This window comes from Niallia sp. FSL R7-0648 (assembly GCF_038007005.1).
Lineage (GTDB): Bacteria > Bacillota > Bacilli > Bacillales > Cytobacillaceae > Niallia > Niallia circulans.
Window position 1 is genome coordinate 80,108 of sequence record NZ_JBBOWE010000002.1, and the last position, 18,024, is coordinate 98,131.

The window sequence follows — 18,024 nt, forward strand, 5'->3', positions numbered from 1 at the left end:
TTTCTTTTTTATTTAGCTTTCATGCAAAAAGAAGAGAAACACATCTATTGCTTAAGAAACTTTAAAGAAAAGGCTCCTGCAGAAAAAGAAAAAACCCCAATAAGGGGTCTTAATCCAAAATTCACTATTTTAAGTTTTTTATGCCAGTTTCTAATACTTCCATTTGCCATAACGTTTGTTCGTCTGTTATGGTCTTATCTTCCCCATTTATAATCGCTTTGTATAAATCATCATACACTCTTCCATAATCGCCGTTTACCGATTTCACTGTTTCTTCATGGATTGTCCCTTCATCATCAATGTAGGTTAATACTCCATAGTGTTTTATCGTATCTATCCCGAAATCTTTATTATCCGGCATGTAAAATAATTTTAAATGTTCCTCTTGACGATCTTTTGTTTCTTTCACAAAACATCCCTTTTTTCCATGAACGACAAAGCTTGGTCTTTCTTTCAATCTGAAATAACTAGACTTTACAGAAACTTTCATCTTCCCATAGTACAAATCTAAATCAAAATAATCATTCATTCTTCCTTGTCCTAATAATTGTCTCACATCATAATGAATATGATCAGGTTTGCCAAAATAGCTGATAACCTGATCAAGCGTATGGCAGCCATGTCCATATAAAAATGACTCTGCTGGATTAAAGGTCTGTGCAGATTCTGGTACTTCAGGACGGTAATAATCATAGTGCATCTCCAATTCCAGCAAGTCCCCTAGTTTTCCTTCTTCGATGACCTTTTGCACAGTCAGAAAATCACTGTCAAAACGTCTATTTTGATATGCCTGCACAATTAAATTCTTTTCCTTCGCCAATGCAAATATTTCTTTAGCCTGTTCGGCAGTTTCCATGAAAGGTTTTTCAACTAAACAATGTTTATCATGTTCTAGTGCTAATTTAGTGTATTCAAAATGACTGTCATGTCTTGTACAAATAACAATTAATTGAATGTCTTTATCGTTTAATAATTCATTTAAATCAGATGTATAATTTACTCCTGCAATTCGATCCCAGCTTTCATGCTTTGGATTTCTTTGAAAAATTGTTTTTACCTTGATATTCTCTCTTTGTAATACAAACGGCAGGTGATATCTGTTTGTGCTTTTCCCATTTCCAATATAACCAATAGTAAGCATAGCAGCCTCCTAGTAATTTATTCATTATACTATTTATCCCATTTTTCTTTCTATTTGTCATGTGAAAAGCACCTCCTAAAAAAAACAAAACTAGGAGGTGCTTTTCTCTTTTATATTGTCTTACTTACATTAAGTGAATTAGGTGGAATACAATACCTACCACGAATAAGCCAAGAATCATAACGATTGGAGAAACTTTCTTTCTAAGCAGCCACATACAAAGAAGTGTTAACAATAATCCAGCTAAACCAGGAATTAAGCTATCTAAGTTACTTTGTAATGTTGTTACTTTTATTGGATCTAATGAAAGACCAGCAGCTTGCTGTTCCAAGGCGGTTTTAATCCCCTCTGCTCCAGCAGGTAATTTATCCCAATCAATATAAGCACCTTCATCAAGCTCTACTGACGATACTACAGGGGTAAATTTGACCGATACCCACCGGTTTACGAGTGCACCGAGGATAAACATCCCGAGAATCGATGCCCCTTTTGTAATGTTTTGCAGCAACCCACCAGATAAGTCATCCGTAATTTTTGAACCAGCTTTGTAGCCAACTTCTTGTGTGTACCAAGTGAATCCCATGCGGATAAGGTTCCAAGCAAAGAAGTAAATAATTGGTCCAAGAATATTACCAGTTAAAGCAAGAGAAGCAGCCAAAGCACCAAGGATTGGCTTCACTGTAAACCAGAAAACTGGATCTCCAATACCAGCTAATGGTCCCATCATTCCGACTTTAACCCCTTGAATTGCTTTATCATCCACTGGTGCTCCATTGGCACGCTCTTCTTCAAGCGCTAATGTTACACCAAGAATAGGTGAAGCGACATAAGGATGTGTATTAAAGAACTCTAAGTGACGTTTTAGCGCTTCCGCACGATCTTCTTTTGATTTATATAATCTTTTTATTGCAGGAATCATGGCGAATGCCCAACCACCGTTTTGCATACGTTCATAGTTCCAAGAACCTTGAATAAACGTGGAACGCCACCAAACCGAAATACGATCTTTTTTTGATAATTTAAATGCTTTTTCCATTTTCTGTCCCCTCCTTCTTAGTAATTATCGATAATATCGCCTAGTGGATCACCAGTGTTCCCATTTCCGCCATTACCAGAGCCGCCTTTGTTAGAAAGCGCAAGATAGATAAGAGCAAGAGCCACACCGATAGCCCCAAGACCAATAAGTGTAATTTGTGAAACAGTCGCTAATACGAAACCAATCGCAAAGAATGGCCATACTTCTTTTGTAGCCATCATGTTAATAACCATTGCGTAACCAACAGCAACAACCATTCCCCCGCCGATTGCTAAACCGTTTGTCAACCAATCTGGCATAGCTGTAAGTAAGTCACTCACAGGACCTGCCCCAATAGCGATAATTAACGCAGCTGGTATAGCAATACGTAATCCTTGTAAGATGATCGCAAAAATATGCCATAGTTCAACTTTTTTAATGTTTCCTTCTTTCGCCGCCGCATCCATCAAATGCACCAATCCTGTTGCAATTGTACGAACGATGATAGTTAATAATAAACCAGCAACTGCAAGTGGAACTGCAATCGCAATGGCAGAGGATACACCGGCATCCCCTTGACCGCTTAAAACTAAAATAATGGCAGATGCAACTGATGCTAATGCAGCATCCGGTGCTACGGCAGCCCCAATGTTCGCCCAACCTAAAGCGATCATTTGAAGGGTACCACCTAAGATAAGACATGGTACTAATTCTCCTGTAACTAAGCCGATTAACGTACAGGCAATGATTGGTTGGTGAAAGTGGAATTCATCCAGGATTCCTTCAACACCAGCTAAAAACGCTACAATAATGACTAATAATATTTGAATCATATTCAAATCCATGTTTATTAATCCTCCTTTTTCTTTGATATTCGGATTATTTTCGTCTATTTAACTCTTCTTGTGCTTTCTTGATTATTTCATCCATATTACCTTTTGAATCATTCGGAACTTTACGTACATCGAAGCTTAAACCAGCTTCTTTTAACTTCGCAAATGCATCAATATCGTCTTGGTTAAAAGCTAACACCTTATTCGGTTGAACTTTACCAGGTGAGTGTGCCATAGAACCTACGTTGATTGTCTTCAATGGAACACCACCCTCAACTGCTCTAAGAGCATCCTGTGGATTTTCAAATAGTAGTAAAGCGCGTTGACCACCAAAGTGTTGATCATCTTTTGCAAGTTCGATCATTTTTTTCACTGGAACAACATGTGCTTTTACTCCTGGAGGAGCAGCTTGTTGGATTAATTTCTTACGAAGTTCATCCTTCGCTACTTCATCAGAGACAACAATAATACGGGTAGGCTGTGTCGTTTTTGTCCAAGCCGTTGCTACTTGCCCATGAAGTAAACGAGAATCAATACGTGCTAACACATATTCAAATTTTCCAGGAGCACCTGCACTTACTGGCTGAGCAGTCGTATTAGCAGCTGTTTCTGCTGGTTCTAAAGCTTCAGGTCTTACTTTAACTCCTTCTTTAGCTGTTCCTAAAATATGTGCGGCAATTTCATGTGCAGTGTTCATTGTAAAGCGTGATGCATAAGCTTCAATCAACATTGGTAAGTTCATACCAGCAACAATTGCCCATTTTTCATTGTGTTCTTCAAACAAGCTATTGGCTTGGTTGAAAGGAGTTCCACCCCAAAGATCAACTAAGAATAGTACTTCGTCTTGGTTATCGAAAGAGGCGATTGCTTCTTGCATTTTTGCCTTTACATCTGCAGGTCCTTCGCTTGGCATCAATGTAACAGCTTTTACATTTTCTTGCTCTCCGAAGATCATTGCTCCAGATTGCAAGATACCACTGGCAAATTCACCGTGACTAGCAATGATAATTCCTACCATCTTTTTACCTCCCATTATTATTTTTACAGCTATCAAGCTGCATTTTTCCAACTCATCTAAAGCGATTACATATAAGCGATTACAGTGTTTGATAAAAATAAAAAAGGCATGAGTAAAAAGTCGATTTAAATGAATTTATAGGTATAGAATGCCCCTATTCTCTTCATTCAATCATACTTTTTTACTCATGCCTGATCGAATCAGTAACACGTAAAATAATGACGATAGTTATTCAATTTATTCTGTAAACGCTTTAAACGGAGTAATTAATATCCTTCTGCTTCACTTTAGTAAGCTTGCAAAAAAATTATAGCACACTGGATTTTCTCTTTCAATAGGGAAATTTTTTTTTTGATTCCGCTATCATTTTCTTAAAACCTCTCTCAAAAACAATGCTGAGATTCCTAATTGCAATATATTTTTTTCCTCTATCCTTTCTACTGCGGATCTGTTATTTTTTCGACTTACCCGTTAATCCGCGTTTAATAACATCAAAGAAACTCAACGATTGAACCATACGCTTCGGATCAACATACTCACGAATTGCTCGTAAAACTTTTTTCGGGTCTTTAGAAGAAAATGTATACGTCCCATTTCGCTTCGTTTGGATAGAATAACGCGGGATCCATTTCCCCTTGAACATGATGGAAGCAATTACATAATCTACCTCTTCCCAAGGAATCTGGATAAACTTGCGAGCATCACGGCTATTAAAGAATTCAAAGCCCTTGTCCCCAATCATAATCTTCCCATATTCTGAGATTCCTGTGTGTGAAGTTGCATTCATAACTAAATCGACTTTTGTATTAATTGATTGGACCATTTGTTTACTCCATTTCTATCTTTTAATACTAATAATTATACGTGTTTTTTTGCTTTAAGCAAATACTCTGGGAGAGTTCACATTAACTTAAGAATTTAGATTATGCAATTAAGAAGCTACTGTATTCAGCGGTATCTTTAGAATTACTAGCAAATAGTTTTGATGAGTTGATCAAATATTGGTTGGGAATGCTCCAATCTATATGTTCACGGATAATTATTATTTCCGAACGTATTTAAAAAAAGTTTGAAATCATGCGTGCCGATTTTACAACATCGACACGCATGGAGAGTATTTTTAGGGCTGTCTATTTGACCATAATAGGACTAAAATTGGTTTCGCTTTTTTCTTTTGATCAGGAAATGAGGAATTAATATCAGATACGATATGCATAAAATACAAATCATAACAAAATCGCTATCTTGTTTATTTTTCAGCCTTCCTCAATCGGTGATGATCCATTAGAGGGTGCTCCTAAATGTCTCTACAATATGCTCTACTGTAAATCCATATTCCTCCATTAATCTATTTGCTGGAGCGGATGCACCAAAATGATCAATGGTAATCATTCTTCCATTATGTCCAATATATTCTCTCCAACCTAAACTAGAGCCTAATTCGATTGCCACACGTGCAGTTATATGACTAGGAATCACCCTTTCCTTATAATCTGCTGGTTGTTGTTCAAAAAGATCCCAGCTTGGCATACTTATAACAGAAACATATATGCCTTCCTTTTCTAACACTTCTTGTGCATCAAGAGCAAGGGTTACTTCTGAACCCGTAGCAAGTAACAGACCAACTACTTTTCCTTTTGCTTGTGATACAACATAAGCGCCTCTTTTTACCCCTTCATACACTTGTTCTTGATCAGCCTTAAGAGTTGGAAGATCTTGGCGAGTTAACACTAAAGCAGTCGGATGGTCTTGACTTTCAAGTGCTAAGCGCCATGCTGCCGCCGTTTCCTTCGCCTCTGCTGGCCTAGTGACTGAAATACCAGGCATTGCCCTTAATGCCGCAAGATGCTCGATTGGCTGGTGTGTCGGCCCATCTTCCCCGACTGCAATACTGTCATGTGTAAATACATAAGTAACTGGTAACTTCATCAGTGCGGCTAAGCGAATCGCTGGGCGTAAGTAATCAGAGAAAACAAAAAAGGTTGCTCCAAATACTTTCACTCCACCGTGAAGAGCCATCCCGTTTAATGCGGCACCCATTGCAAATTCACGAACACCAAACCAAATATTGCGTGCTTCATAACCATCTAACGCAAAGTTCTTTTCCGATGAAATCAAAGTTTTATTAGATCCTGCAAGATCAGCTGAACCACCGATCATTTGTGGAATGGCATTTGCTGCTGCATTTAATACTCTTCCTGAAGATTCCCTCGTTGCTATTTTTAATCCTGATTCAAATATAGGCAGATCCTTTCGCCAGTTTATAGGAAGTTCGCCTTTTACAGCACTCTCAAATTGCGCTGCAAGTTCAGGATAGGTTGCTTTGTACTCCTCAAATTGTTCATTCCACTCTTGCTCTATGGCTTTTCCTTTTTCTCTGATACTCGCAAAATGCTTTTCTACTTCTTCTGGTACAAAAAATGGTTCTTTTGCTTCCCACTGATAAGCCGCTCTCGTTAATTCAATTTCTTCTTTCCCAAGAGGTGCACCATGACTCGCCGAGGAACCAGACTTATTAGGTGAACCAAAACCAATTGTTGTTTTAACCTCAATTAAAGTAGGTCGTTCTAAATCTGTCTTTGCTTCTTTCACTGCCTTTTGGATAGCTTCAATATCATTACCATCTTCTACGCGCAGGACTTGCCATCCATATGCTTTAAATCGATCTGCTACACTTTCAGAAAAAGATAGATTGAGATTCCCGTCTAGTGAAATATCGTTAGAATCATATAGCACAACTAAACGACCTAGCTTTAAGTGCCCTGCTAGGGAAGCTGCTTCCGCAGATACCCCTTCCATTAAATCCCCATCGCCACAAAGACTATAAGTAAAATGATTTATTATATGGAAATTCTCCTTATTATACCTTTCAGCTAGATGACTTTCTGCCATTGCCATACCAACCGCCATCACGATACCTTGACCAAGCGGGCCTGTTGTCGCTTCTACTCCTTCTGTATGTCCATATTCAGGATGTCCAGGTGTTTTGCTTCCCCATTGACGGAAATTTCTTTAAATCCTCAATCGTCAGCCCATATCCGAATAGATGAAGCATACTGTATAGCAGGGCTGAACCGTGACCAGCCGACAGGATAAAACGATCACGATTCAGCCATTTAGGATTAGCAGGATTTATATTCATTTCTTTTGCCCATAACGTATAAGCCATTGGAGCAGCCCCCATTGCAATTCCTGGGTGACCAGAGTTCGCTTGTTCAATTGCGTCAATGGATAATAATCTAATAGTGTTAATAGCTAATTGGTCAATCAATTGGTTTGTAGTCAATTTAATAAAGCTCCTTTATTTTTTAAATTGTTTGTTTTTCTGAATATCTATTATTTATTTAAAAGGATTTTACAATGAATAAAGAGGCGGGTTTCCTTCCCCCACCCCTTTAAAAAATTAGGATTCTACTTCTTTCCCAGTCATGTCCTTGTAATCTTGACACATAATTTCCCATGACTTTTCAATATCTTCATTTACTCCAAATAAGCCACTGCGGCCGACGATATAAATGTCAGGACCAGCTTCATCAATTCTCTTAAATGTTTTTCGACTAGAGGAACCATCCATTTCAATAACATATTGATATCCCTTTTTGTCTCGTAATTCTCTTAATGCTACAATTTTATCTAATGTGCTTTCGATAAAACGCTGCCCGGCAAACCCTGGATCCACTGTCATAATGGTTATTTTATCTACTAATTCAATATATGGAAAAATTGTTTCAATAGGCGTTTCTGGATTCAGTACTACTCCAGCTTTTAACCCAGCATCATGTATTTGATCAAATAAACGAAAAGCTAAACCATCAAGTACTTCCGCATGCATGCAAATCCATTCACACTTTAAATCAACCAATTGTTGAACCCAGAAACTTGGATTTGTAACCATAAGATGGGCAGACATAGGTAAATCACTTATCTTCCGTACTTCCTCGATAAACCAAGGGGATAAAGTAATATTCGGCACATAATGCCCATCCATAATATCAATATGATAAGAATCTACATGCTGATTTAAAAATGTGATTTGTTCTTTAAATTTATCTAAATCCATAGTCATTAAGGATGGTGAAAATCCTACTTTTTTCATCATTTGCTCAACCTCCACAAACCTGCTATTTTCTTTAAATTAATGCTCTTTTTTTAAACCAAACTTATTAACTAATAAAACTTAGCTTTACTGGTATATCAGTTAATGGTCCGTGCATTTAGTTAAAGAATTTGTATATCATCTAAATCAATATCTTCCTCTTCCACTTCTACTTGTTCGTCTTCTTTTACGTTTTTCTTAATTAAGGCAAGCGCTAATCCTGTAACGACTACATTCACTAGAATAGCTGCAACACCCGCCCAAGGATTGGACATAGTTGGTAACATAAATACGCCGCCAAATGGTACTGTTGCATCTGCTCCTAACACCATTGTTACTGCTCCGCCAGCTGCTCCTCCAATGGCTACAGCTGTTACAGTACGAACGATATCATTCATAACAATTGGGATTACCCCTTCAAAGATATTAACAACACCCATTGGCACCGCTGACTTTAATGTCTCTACTTCTGATCGAGTATAAATATTTTTCTTAAAGACTTTTGCAATAAAGTAAGCTAATCCAAATCCAATTGGAGTTGCTGTATTTACTAATTGTAAAGCTGTGATCGGCCCATTAATTCCTTCTGCCTGCATGGTTAATACGAAGGCAAACACAGTCTTGTTAATTGGACCGCCAAAGTCAATTCCGCTCAATAGACCAACAATTCCGCCGAATACTAATAAAGAGGAGGTTCCTAAACTGTTTAATGCATCTGTTAATAAGGATGTAAAGGCAGCAATCGGGATACCGATAATGTATACCATGATTAATCCACCAATAATGGATGTGAAGAATGGAACAATTAGGGTTGGCATTAACCCTTTAGCCCAGCTAGGAACTTTAAAATGTTTTATAATTGCTATAGCAAGATAACCTGATAAAAATCCTCCCAAAATACCACCAATAAATCCAGCACCAATCGCGTTAGCAGTTAAACCAATAATGAATCCTGGAGCTATTCCTGGTTTACCAGCAATGGAATAAGAAATCCCTGTTGCAATAACGGCAGGTAATAACCCTAAACCTGCTCCACCCATTGTTGCTAATGCATCCCATATGTTAAATTCCCCTTGTACTAAGGTACCTTGACTAGTCCCGCCAAAAGCCATACCAATTGCGATTAAGAAACCTGCTCCACAAACAATTGGAATCAAAAATGAAATTGCTGTTAATAAATGGCCTTTTAAATTTAATTTTTTTACTCCACTCATTATTAACCCTCCTTTTAATTAAAGACCTCTCTCCATAAATTTCTTAGCTACATAAAGCTTCTTTCACATCTTCCGCATTTTTGGATTGCAGCATCTTCTTAATGACTTCATCATTTCCTAGTTTTCTAGCAAATAATGATAATAATTTCAGATGACTTTGTGCTCCGTCATCGTTTCCAACAGCAAACAGAATGATTCCTTTTACACCCTTTCCATCGAGGCTCTCCCAAGCAATTTCCTCTTGCGTTATACCAATGGCTACCCCTATTTTTTCAACAGAATCGCTTTTACCATGAGGAATAGCAATATAATTGCCTATCCCAGTCTGTCCGATTGCTTCTCTCGCATAAATATCCTTTGTGAACTCTTCGATATCTTTAATGTACTTGTTTTCAAGTAACACCTCAGCTAATTCCTGAATAGCTTCTTCTTTACTTTTAGCGCTCATGTTGGTTTTGATTGTATTTATATCTACAATGTTGTTTACTTCCATCATTCTCTCTCCTTTTACGATTATTTCTTTTGACTTACAACCTCTGCTGCTTTTTCAATTAGTTTATTTGGTGATTTAACAGCTATCTCTGTGGTGACTTGGATAATTCGCTTTCCGTCAAACCGTTCTCTTCCTGCGATTTTGACATCTGTAGCCAAAATTACGATGTCTGCTTCAGCTATTTGCTGTTGCGATAATTCATTCTCTATTCCAATCGTTCCTTGTGTTTCAATATGAATTTCATGACCTGCCTTCTTTCCAGCATTCTCTAATTTTTCCTGTGCGATATACGTATGGGCAATCCCAACTGTGCAAGCTGCAACTCCAACTATTTTCATGATTATTCCTCCTAATATCCTATAATTTCTTCGCTGAATTCTTCTTCTTCATGACTTTTCAATAAGCGGTTTAGATACTCTTCATCTGCAAAAGATCGGATAAATGAAGAGATGCGTTTCTTTATATTAACGCTTTCATTTTTCTTTAATAAAATAATAATCACTAGACAGATGTCTTTTGACTGATCCCATGTTATGATTGGATTTACTAAACGGATAAATAGAATTTGACTTTTCTTGAGTTGATCACTTTCAATATGTGGCAGCATTACATGCTCTGCGATTAACGTACTGCCTATTTTATCTCTCTCATTTAATTGATGGATCACTTCCTCTTTTGATATAGGATTATCTTGTGAAACAATCTTAGAAATAAAAGAGTAGACTTCTTCTTTTGTTTTTAACTCACAATTAAAATAAACTTGATAGATTGAATTAATATCCATGGTAAATTTCCTCTATTTTTCCCTGAAGTCTCTTCTGATCATCCATTGTAAACATTGCACTCACTAATAAATAAGGAATAGCTACTTCTTCCTTCATATGAACTGTACTTAAAATCAATTCAGCATCTGAGTACTTCTCTTTTAATATCTGTGTATTTCGTGATGCCACTACATCCACTATTTCTAACTCGGGGAATTTCTTGGAAACCTTTGCTCTTAGAAGTTCTGAAGTTCCAATCCCCGTTGTACACCTGATTAATGTTTTGATTGGATGCTGATATTGTCTCGTTTCCAGCGCCTTTGCAAAATAGAGGGTGATAAAACCATTTTCATCATCATTTATCGCTGGTAAGTTGAATTTTTCACTAATCGATCCAGAAACCTTCCTTACCCCCATAAATACTTCTTCATACGTCAACTTAATCTGACTTAACAAATTATTTTTAACCCGAATCTTGTGCTCCAATCGATTCAGCATTGGTTTAATATGATTGGCTAAATCGACAAATATAGACTGACACTGGCTGTCTATATCCATTCCTAAGCTGGTGCTCATTCCTTCAATATAGGCCTTCGTTACTCTAATCACTTCTGATGAAAAAGTAGCAGTAATAGCATGCGATCCCTGCATTCTTGATGACACTAGATATTGATAAAGAAAATACACTTCCATATCTGGCAAAGGACTGTTCAAATATTTCTCGATATTCTGCACAATCATCTTAGCAAGCGGATACAAAATATCTCGCTGCATGTTTTCCATTTCTTTAGAAGAAATCTCATCAGTAAATAACCTGATAGGAACTTTCCTTGATCGGCTCAAAAGTATATATAAATGAGAAAAAATATTCACATTATATGGATAAGGAATCGTTATGTTTAAATCCTCTTCCATCTTTCTCAATTGCTCCAATATAAATAAGACATCGTATTGATTAAAATTCAATTTCGGATTCCGCTTTAAATCATCAATATCAATAATATGAAAGATCTCAATAATATCTTTAATTGCCTTCCTAATATTCACTTCATCCCCAAGAATGGCTAAAGTTCTATTTTTTCGCTCTAAAACTAAATTGTATTTTTTTAGCTCTTCACTCATTATTTGTTCATCATTAAAAGCAACAGAGTCTCCTACATAATAGTCACTAAATAAATGATAAACATTTATAGGTTTCGGCGAAGACAATAATAGTTGTTCCATTATTCGTTTACGTCTCTCTTGAGGAGAAAACTGCATTTTCTTGTCTTTATAATTGCTTTTTTGTGCATGAATAAATTTTTCGTAATCTAGTTTATATCCTCTCCCTCTTTCAGATATGATTAAAGGGCCATCCTCGTACTCGTCATTAATTTTATTTACTAAACGATAGACTGTTTTTTGAGAAACATTTAGTACTTCAAGGAGTTCCTTCGAAGTAACATATCCTTGAGTCTTTGAAAGAAACAGTAACAGATCTTGTTCATAATTACTTTTAGAACTCATCTCCTTGCCTCCTTGCTATTATATTAACCTATACAATAACATACGCTTCGCTGGAAAATGACCGTTGCAACGGTCATTTTTTCATAGAATCTTTAGGTGATTTCTTTCCATCGTCAGACTGACAAAGCATTATGCATAAATGGTTTATGGTGGACAAAGCCCATCTACACCTGTAGTGTGTTTATTCATGTTATAAAAAGAAACAGAGACGCCTAATAAGTTCAGCGAACTTATTAGGCGTCTTTTTTTTAAACATTGATACCGTCATATCCTTTCTACAGGAAGATTCCTTTTTAGTAGCTTATATTTCTTAAGATCACCAAAAATACAAAAATAAAATAAACCCTGCCATTTGGCAAGATTTTATTTATACTAATTCTTTTAAATTATGATTGTAAATCCTGCGAATTTTTTCTATTTGGTTGATATAGGGTTTTCATCTTCTTCCATGTCCGCACAACTTTGATTAATAGCAAATTCTGTTCCTTTCATTATATAATACCATTCCTAAAATTGGTCCTCCAGATGCACCTATTCCAGTCCATATTACATACGCTGTTCCCATTGGATTTCCATTACATAGGCAAGTAAAATAAAACGTAAGCCAAACCCTGAGCTAAATAAACCAACTATAGTCTAGAAGTTCTCGTCAACATACTTCTTTATTGATCATCTCTTACTCTCCTTTCTGCGGATAAGTTTTGTACTGTTCATTTAAGTTGATTTTTGTATAAAATTTACTTTCTATTAAAATAATTACAACTTATAATGTATTTAAAACTATACTAAGGAGAAAGAAATGAATTATGAAAACATCTACCCCATGCCCTAACTGTAATAAATCTCTTACAATCGAACATTTTGAAGATTTTCCATCACCATTTAATATGAAATGCCCGCATTGTAAGGCCAAGTTAAAAGAAACGAAGATGACACCAATATTAATTTTAGTAGCAATAATCATAATTCCTCTCTTTATTTTACTTGGTGTCACTGTCAAAAACTTTTTAACTAACTTCTTTCCTGTTGTGGAAAAAATCCCCACAGCAATAATTTTCCTAGCATTTTGCTATCCCGTTTATGCTTTATATGAAGCTTTCAATGCTGTTATTATCTTTAAAGGGAATCTCCAATTAAAAAAGCGTCAGTAATAATAGAAGCGTGAATTCTCTCACGCTTTTTGATTAAATTAGAGCTTTTCTTTTCCGATCGCACAGCTATTATCTACTTTCTTTACGTTTAACTATTAGCTTTCGTCCATCACATATTTCCGTATCTAATTCTTGTTAATTTCATGAAAACGATGTCTTCATTTTCTATATCAAACAAAAACACCATACTCCCACGACATCGTCTAAAACCTTAGCCAACTATACTCCTCCTTGCTTCACTTTAGTTATCTGTTTTCACTTCATGTCGAATCTTTTAGTTTTTTGTGGAATTCTATTCCTTTAATAATTCCAGTATTTGATATACCATAAATATACTTATTACGTTTGAAAGGCGGTGAATTCATGAAAAAAAATCTCTTGAAAATTACAATGGTTTTTGGATTAATTTTCTCTGTGTCATCACCAGTATTTGGTTCAGATGTGAAACCAATGATTTCTGACTGTGGTGGTTCAGAACATCCAGTTCCGTGCTGGGCTTATTAAATTTTGTACAGTAATACATTGGAACCTTTATTGATTTACTTTTATGAAACAATTATGCCTTTCCTTCTCTCCCTCCCGAAGGATTAAAAATGATGATATTCCTTGATACAGCCAAAAGCTCGAATATCCAAATGACTATGTAATTTTCTTAATTCTTGCCTATACCTAGATTGCGGGCTGAAGGATTATAAGCCTTTAAGTGGAAAGGTATTGACTTTGGAGAACATACCATTAACGCCAGCTATCCACAAACGATTAACCCCTCATTCATTAAGACATACACACTTTTCTTTTAGCAGAAGCAGGAAATGAATTACTTCAAATCATGGACCGGTAGGAACATACACATTACTAATGACAGAAAAAAAGAAGCCTCTCAAAAGCTTGGTGAACTGATGAGAAGCCTATAAAGTGATGGAGTTTTTCCATCACTTTTTATTCCTTATAAATGTTCTATTCTTTAATGAAATACTATTTTAGCATGTCAAAAATCCAGTTACACAACTGTTGAGATGTTAAAAGCTCTATAAATATAGTGGTCAAGGTGCTACCAATTCAACCTTAATTCTATCCGGATCTTCAAAATAAACCGCGTAATGTTTTTCCCCTCCTGCATAGGGATGTTTGTCGGTATAAAGGATCTTAACACCCTTTCGTTCTAACTTTCTTGTCATATCGTCTATTTGTTGACGAGAACTTGCGTGGAATGCCAAATGGTTTAGTCCTACCCGACATCTATGGTAAGGTATGTCCATAAACCGTTCTTCTGCTTGTACGAAAACAATATATGTCTCTCCAATTTTCCAGCTATGTCCACTTTCCCACGACTGAAAAGACTCATATCCTAATTCCTCTAAAAACCACCCCCAAAAAGCGATTGAACTTTTCAAATTTGAAACATATATTTCAATATGGTGAATAAGACCTTTTGACAATGGATGCCCTCCTTTTCTAAATCTATATCGATTATTTTATCAGATAATTTTAGAGCTACAATTATTTAAAAACAACGTTCTTTGAGAATATCCTTAGAAAAATATTTTATTTGTTTTTTGTTGGTTAAAATTGGGCAAAGCTAATATTCCTTTTTAAAATACTCTCTGCAACTCTTCTCATCTCCGACCATCCATTCTTACATGCCTTTTAGTTAGGAATGAATTATCCATTGTTTTTTAACTGGAAGCTTCATATTACAAATACATGCTGGCTTTTTTATAATAAATTACGTTATCTACATACTTTTATAAGACAGAAGGAATAATGTTGGAATAATGAATATAAATAGGAAGTTAGCCATAAGGAAGTTTAAAATATGAAATCTCAGATAGGTGTAATAAGAAAGGCTAAAGGATTAATGCAGAAATATGTTGCTCAACAGGTAAGAAGTTCTCATCAGCAATTGAACGATTTTGAAAATAATAGGGATTACCCTTGAATATAAAAGGCTTATAAGATCACTAAAATACTTAATCATATTGTAAATAACTTGTATATTTTGGAAGACTAAAAACCCTCTGCTAGTGTTGCTGATCCAACCAAGATCCTCCATTTTTCCAAATTTCTCCTACAAACAATAAACAGTCATCTTTTACGATGACTGTTTTGCTATACATATAATATCCAATTACTTATTACCTTCTATATATTCTAATATCTGTTCTCTAAATAGTTTAAATACTGGATTTGTACTTTCCTCATATATTCTTACTATTTTATTTATGAATTGTTTATCGTTTGTTAACTCATAGGTTATTAAATACCATGCAGATCTCCCTGCTGCATTTGAAATAATTTCATTTTCACTTTTTATTAAAACTAATAAATTCTGAAGTTGTTCATTAAGAACTTTTCCATCTTCACCATATAATTTTTCATAAGCACTGATACCATTTAAAACATCCGTAGTATCACTACTTTTTATTAGTTCTCTGGCTTCTTCTAAGGTGAAAACAATAGCACCATCTACTTCTTCCTCCTCTTCCTCGTATATGTACAAATTATCTAACATTTCATCAAATGAATCGAATAAGCGGATAAATTCATTTTCCTCTGAAAATATGTAAATTACACTTGGATTAGAAGAAGACTCATTATAATCTAATGCTAGCCACTCATGACCCTCTCCACTAAGTATTATTATATTTTCTCGTTCAATTTGCCATTCTTCCACAAAGTATTTCGTTTGAAATATTCCCTCACCCTGCTTAATTCCAAATAAATACTCTATTATAATATAATTATCATCTTCCTCATGATTCTGTTTGAATGGTAGCGCATTATATTGTAATGTTCCACCATTTTTAATTTTTAATAAATCAATATATGATTTAGGTAATTTTACATTAAAATGTTTTTCTGCAAGTATAATATCATCTTGAACTAAGTCATCTAACGTATAATCATTAGCCCCACCCTTCCAAATATTCATATTTTTTCTCCCTCTTTTTTTAAAAATTGTCCGTTCATACTTTCTTTCCTCCCTTCCTTACTACTTACTAATAGGAGTTTTCTTTATTATAGATAGATATTCCTTTCTGTAGCTTCGAAATAAAGATTGATTAAAATATATTTGCTTTTTATTTTATCAAAGAATACAAAAAATCCATTTTGAAGAAAGATTATTCAAAATGGATTATCTATTAATAACTCTTTGACTTTTTTATAAGAAATTTTCGCTCCCTATTGAACTATTTAATTATCACTTCTGCTAGATTTTGTTAAGGCGTCTTTTCCATACATACGTTAAGGTAATAAAGATGTAGATGAAAAGTGTTATGATCGTTACGATGATGGATGTCGTGAGAATGATTCCAATCAGGATCATAATTAAAGCGATAATCGCAGCCCAAGTCGTATATGGGAACCATTTAACTGAATAGGCGCTTGTTTTTCCAGGCTGTTGTTTACGTGATTTCAAATGGGCGAAGGCAATGATCAACCAGATGAATAATACGGTATATCCCAGTGATCCCATCAGAAAATCGAAGGTCTTGCTTCCAGCAAATAAGGAAATCAGTACACCGCCAAATAAAGTAGAAGTACAAATTAATATTGCAAAAACAGGAACTTTCTTCTTCGATAAACTTGAAAAGATTTTCGGAATGCGGCCGTCCACGGCTTGCGTATATAGAACGCGGGATGAACCATACAATCCAGAATTCATCGATGAAATAATCGCTATTAGAACAACGGCGTTCATAATATGGTCAGCACCTGGAATCCCTATCATTTGAAAGACCATCACAAACGGACTTTCAGGCACCCCGTTTACTTCGTTCCAAGGAATTAAACTAACAATGATAAAAAATGGAATGATATAGAAAGAAATGATTCTGACCAATGTACTCCGAACGGCTTTTGGAACTACTTTTTCGGGATTTTTCGTTTCTGCCAATGTGACCCCGATAATTTCTGTCCCGCCATATGAATAAATTACCACCAGCATCGCCGTGATTAAACCAGTTGATCCATTCGGAAAGAAACCGCCATGATCAGTCAAGTTAGAGAAACCAACTGCTGTATGATCACCAAAAGTAACGAGTAGCAACAATAATCCAGCCATGATGAACACAATGATGACGGTTATTTTAATTAAAGCAAGCCAGTACTCCGTTTCAGCAAAAACCTTTACTGATAGCAAGTTGATTGCTGTAACTAACACCGAAACAGCTAATGCCAGTATCCAGATTGGATATTCAGGCAGCCAATATTGAATGAAAATAGCCGCAACGATTGATTCGGCCGTGATGTTCAATACCCACATTTTCCAATAGATCCAATCAAGGAAATAGGCAGGATACTTTCCTAAAATAGATTGGACAAGATCCCTGAATGTTCTTGCACCGCTATTACGGACCGCCATTTCAGCTAAACCTTGCATGATGAATAATAGAATGATGCCCCCTATCAAGTAGGCAATTATTGTGGATGGACCTGCCATATCAATTGCTGAACTGCTTCCTTTAAATAAACCTGCCCCAATGGCTCCACCTAATGCCATCATCGTAATATGCCTTGAAGTCATTGTCCTTTGTAAATTCGGTTTATCCGTTTCCATATCCTAACCTCCAAAAAAATCATAAAAGGCATATCGTCCCTTCTTCATTTGATTATGAAGAAAGAGACGATATGCCTTAAGCTTACCGCGGTACCACTCTTATTGGCCCTTTTCGAACCCTACTTTAAAAACCTTGTAACGAAGGTCAATCGTTAAAACCAGGAATAGATGAACTCTAATCTTTCGCTTTACCACTCCCAGGCAAGTTCAAAGTATCATTGGACTGCGTTGC

Annotated in this window: 17 protein-coding genes, 2 pseudogenes and 1 other annotated feature (1 of these 20 running past the window's edge); of the genes and pseudogenes, 3 read left to right on the forward strand and 16 right to left on the reverse strand. The window is 35.8% G+C overall.

Annotated features, from left to right (window positions below; translation table 11 throughout):
• Window positions 1–124: 124 nt before the first annotated feature.
• From NSQ89_RS20330 to NSQ89_RS20390, 13 genes and pseudogenes are all read right to left on the reverse strand, one after another.
• A complete protein-coding gene (locus NSQ89_RS20330; protein WP_341133206.1) occupies window positions 125–1,141 on the reverse strand; it encodes an oxidoreductase in 1,017 nt (338 codons plus the stop codon).
• Between the two features lie 124 nt (window positions 1,142–1,265).
• Window positions 1,266–2,177 (reverse strand): PTS system mannose/fructose/sorbose family transporter subunit IID, encoded by a 912-nt coding sequence (locus NSQ89_RS20335; RefSeq protein ID WP_047943344.1) that lies wholly within the window; start codon window positions 2,175–2,177, stop codon window positions 1,266–1,268.
• Between the two features lie 17 nt (window positions 2,178–2,194).
• Window positions 2,195–3,001 (reverse strand): PTS mannose/fructose/sorbose transporter subunit IIC, encoded by an 807-nt coding sequence (locus NSQ89_RS20340; RefSeq protein ID WP_047943343.1) that lies wholly within the window; start codon window positions 2,999–3,001, stop codon window positions 2,195–2,197.
• Between the two features lie 34 nt (window positions 3,002–3,035).
• A complete protein-coding gene (locus NSQ89_RS20345; RefSeq protein WP_047943342.1) occupies window positions 3,036–4,007 on the reverse strand; it encodes a mannose/fructose/sorbose PTS transporter subunit IIA in 972 nt (323 codons plus the stop codon).
• Window positions 4,008–4,458: 451 nt separating this feature from the next.
• The gene (locus NSQ89_RS20350) at window positions 4,459–4,830 is read right to left on the reverse strand and encodes a DUF956 family protein (protein ID WP_047943341.1); all 372 of its coding nucleotides are present in this window, start codon (window positions 4,828–4,830) and stop codon (window positions 4,459–4,461) included.
• Between the two features lie 461 nt (window positions 4,831–5,291).
• Window positions 5,292–7,293, reverse strand: a pseudogene (gene tkt / locus NSQ89_RS20355) (transketolase).
• A 117-nt stretch (window positions 7,294–7,410) separates the two neighbouring features.
• A complete protein-coding gene (gene alsE, locus NSQ89_RS20360) occupies window positions 7,411–8,103 on the reverse strand; it encodes a D-allulose 6-phosphate 3-epimerase (RefSeq protein ID WP_144546470.1) in 693 nt (230 codons plus the stop codon).
• Between the two features lie 122 nt (window positions 8,104–8,225).
• Window positions 8,226–9,317 (reverse strand): PTS fructose transporter subunit IIC, encoded by a 1,092-nt coding sequence (locus tag NSQ89_RS20365; protein ID WP_341133207.1) that lies wholly within the window; start codon window positions 9,315–9,317, stop codon window positions 8,226–8,228.
• Between the two features lie 43 nt (window positions 9,318–9,360).
• On the reverse strand, window positions 9,361–9,813 hold the full coding sequence (locus NSQ89_RS20370; RefSeq protein WP_235850147.1) for a PTS sugar transporter subunit IIA: 453 nt from the start codon (window positions 9,811–9,813) through the stop codon (window positions 9,361–9,363).
• 17 nt (window positions 9,814–9,830) lie between these two features.
• The gene (locus NSQ89_RS20375; protein WP_047943337.1) at window positions 9,831–10,148 is read right to left on the reverse strand and encodes a PTS fructose transporter subunit IIB; all 318 of its coding nucleotides are present in this window, start codon (window positions 10,146–10,148) and stop codon (window positions 9,831–9,833) included.
• An 11-nt stretch (window positions 10,149–10,159) separates the two neighbouring features.
• Entirely contained in the window at window positions 10,160–10,594 is a 435-nt protein-coding gene (locus NSQ89_RS20380) for a PTS sugar transporter subunit IIA (RefSeq protein WP_047943336.1), read from the reverse strand.
• Window positions 10,584–12,080 carry a BglG family transcription antiterminator gene (locus NSQ89_RS20385; RefSeq protein WP_341133208.1) on the reverse strand — a complete coding sequence of 499 codons (1,497 nt, stop codon included), beginning with the start codon at window positions 12,078–12,080 and terminating at the stop codon, window positions 10,584–10,586. Before NSQ89_RS20385 ends, NSQ89_RS20380 begins: the two co-directional genes overlap by 11 nt.
• Before the next feature lie 487 nt (window positions 12,081–12,567).
• Window positions 12,568–12,704 (reverse strand): annotated as a pseudogene (locus tag NSQ89_RS20390) (SMR family transporter); the annotation flags it as partial.
• A gap of 182 nt (window positions 12,705–12,886) precedes the next feature.
• Between NSQ89_RS20390 and NSQ89_RS20395 the strand changes: the two are divergent.
• A complete protein-coding gene (locus tag NSQ89_RS20395; protein ID WP_061801106.1) occupies window positions 12,887–13,231 on the forward strand; it encodes a hypothetical protein in 345 nt (114 codons plus the stop codon).
• A gap of 363 nt (window positions 13,232–13,594) precedes the next feature.
• Entirely contained in the window at window positions 13,595–13,735 is a 141-nt protein-coding gene (locus NSQ89_RS20400) for a hypothetical protein (RefSeq protein ID WP_156485486.1), read from the forward strand.
• 539 nt (window positions 13,736–14,274) lie between these two features.
• On the opposite strand, the gene NSQ89_RS20405 is transcribed toward NSQ89_RS20400, so the two are convergent.
• Window positions 14,275–14,670: a VOC family protein gene (locus NSQ89_RS20405; RefSeq protein WP_047943333.1), complete on the reverse strand. Its 396-nt coding sequence runs from the start codon at window positions 14,668–14,670 to the stop codon at window positions 14,275–14,277.
• 377 nt (window positions 14,671–15,047) lie between these two features.
• Here NSQ89_RS20405 and NSQ89_RS20410 point away from each other — a divergent pair, with 377 nt between their 5' ends.
• On the forward strand, window positions 15,048–15,170 hold the full coding sequence (locus NSQ89_RS20410) for a helix-turn-helix transcriptional regulator (RefSeq protein ID WP_141231720.1): 123 nt from the start codon (window positions 15,048–15,050) through the stop codon (window positions 15,168–15,170).
• Window positions 15,171–15,359: 189 nt separating this feature from the next.
• On the opposite strand, the gene NSQ89_RS20415 is transcribed toward NSQ89_RS20410, so the two are convergent.
• Both NSQ89_RS20415 and NSQ89_RS20420 read right to left on the reverse strand, forming a co-directional pair.
• Window positions 15,360–16,163 (reverse strand): SMI1/KNR4 family protein, encoded by an 804-nt coding sequence (locus NSQ89_RS20415; protein ID WP_095259363.1) that lies wholly within the window; start codon window positions 16,161–16,163, stop codon window positions 15,360–15,362.
• 279 nt (window positions 16,164–16,442) lie between these two features.
• Window positions 16,443–17,792 carry an amino acid permease gene (locus tag NSQ89_RS20420; protein ID WP_341133209.1) on the reverse strand — a complete coding sequence of 450 codons (1,350 nt, stop codon included), beginning with the start codon at window positions 17,790–17,792 and terminating at the stop codon, window positions 16,443–16,445.
• Window positions 17,793–17,851: 59 nt separating this feature from the next.
• Window positions 17,852–18,024 (reverse strand) — a binding site (T-box leader) (it continues 62 nt past the right edge of the window).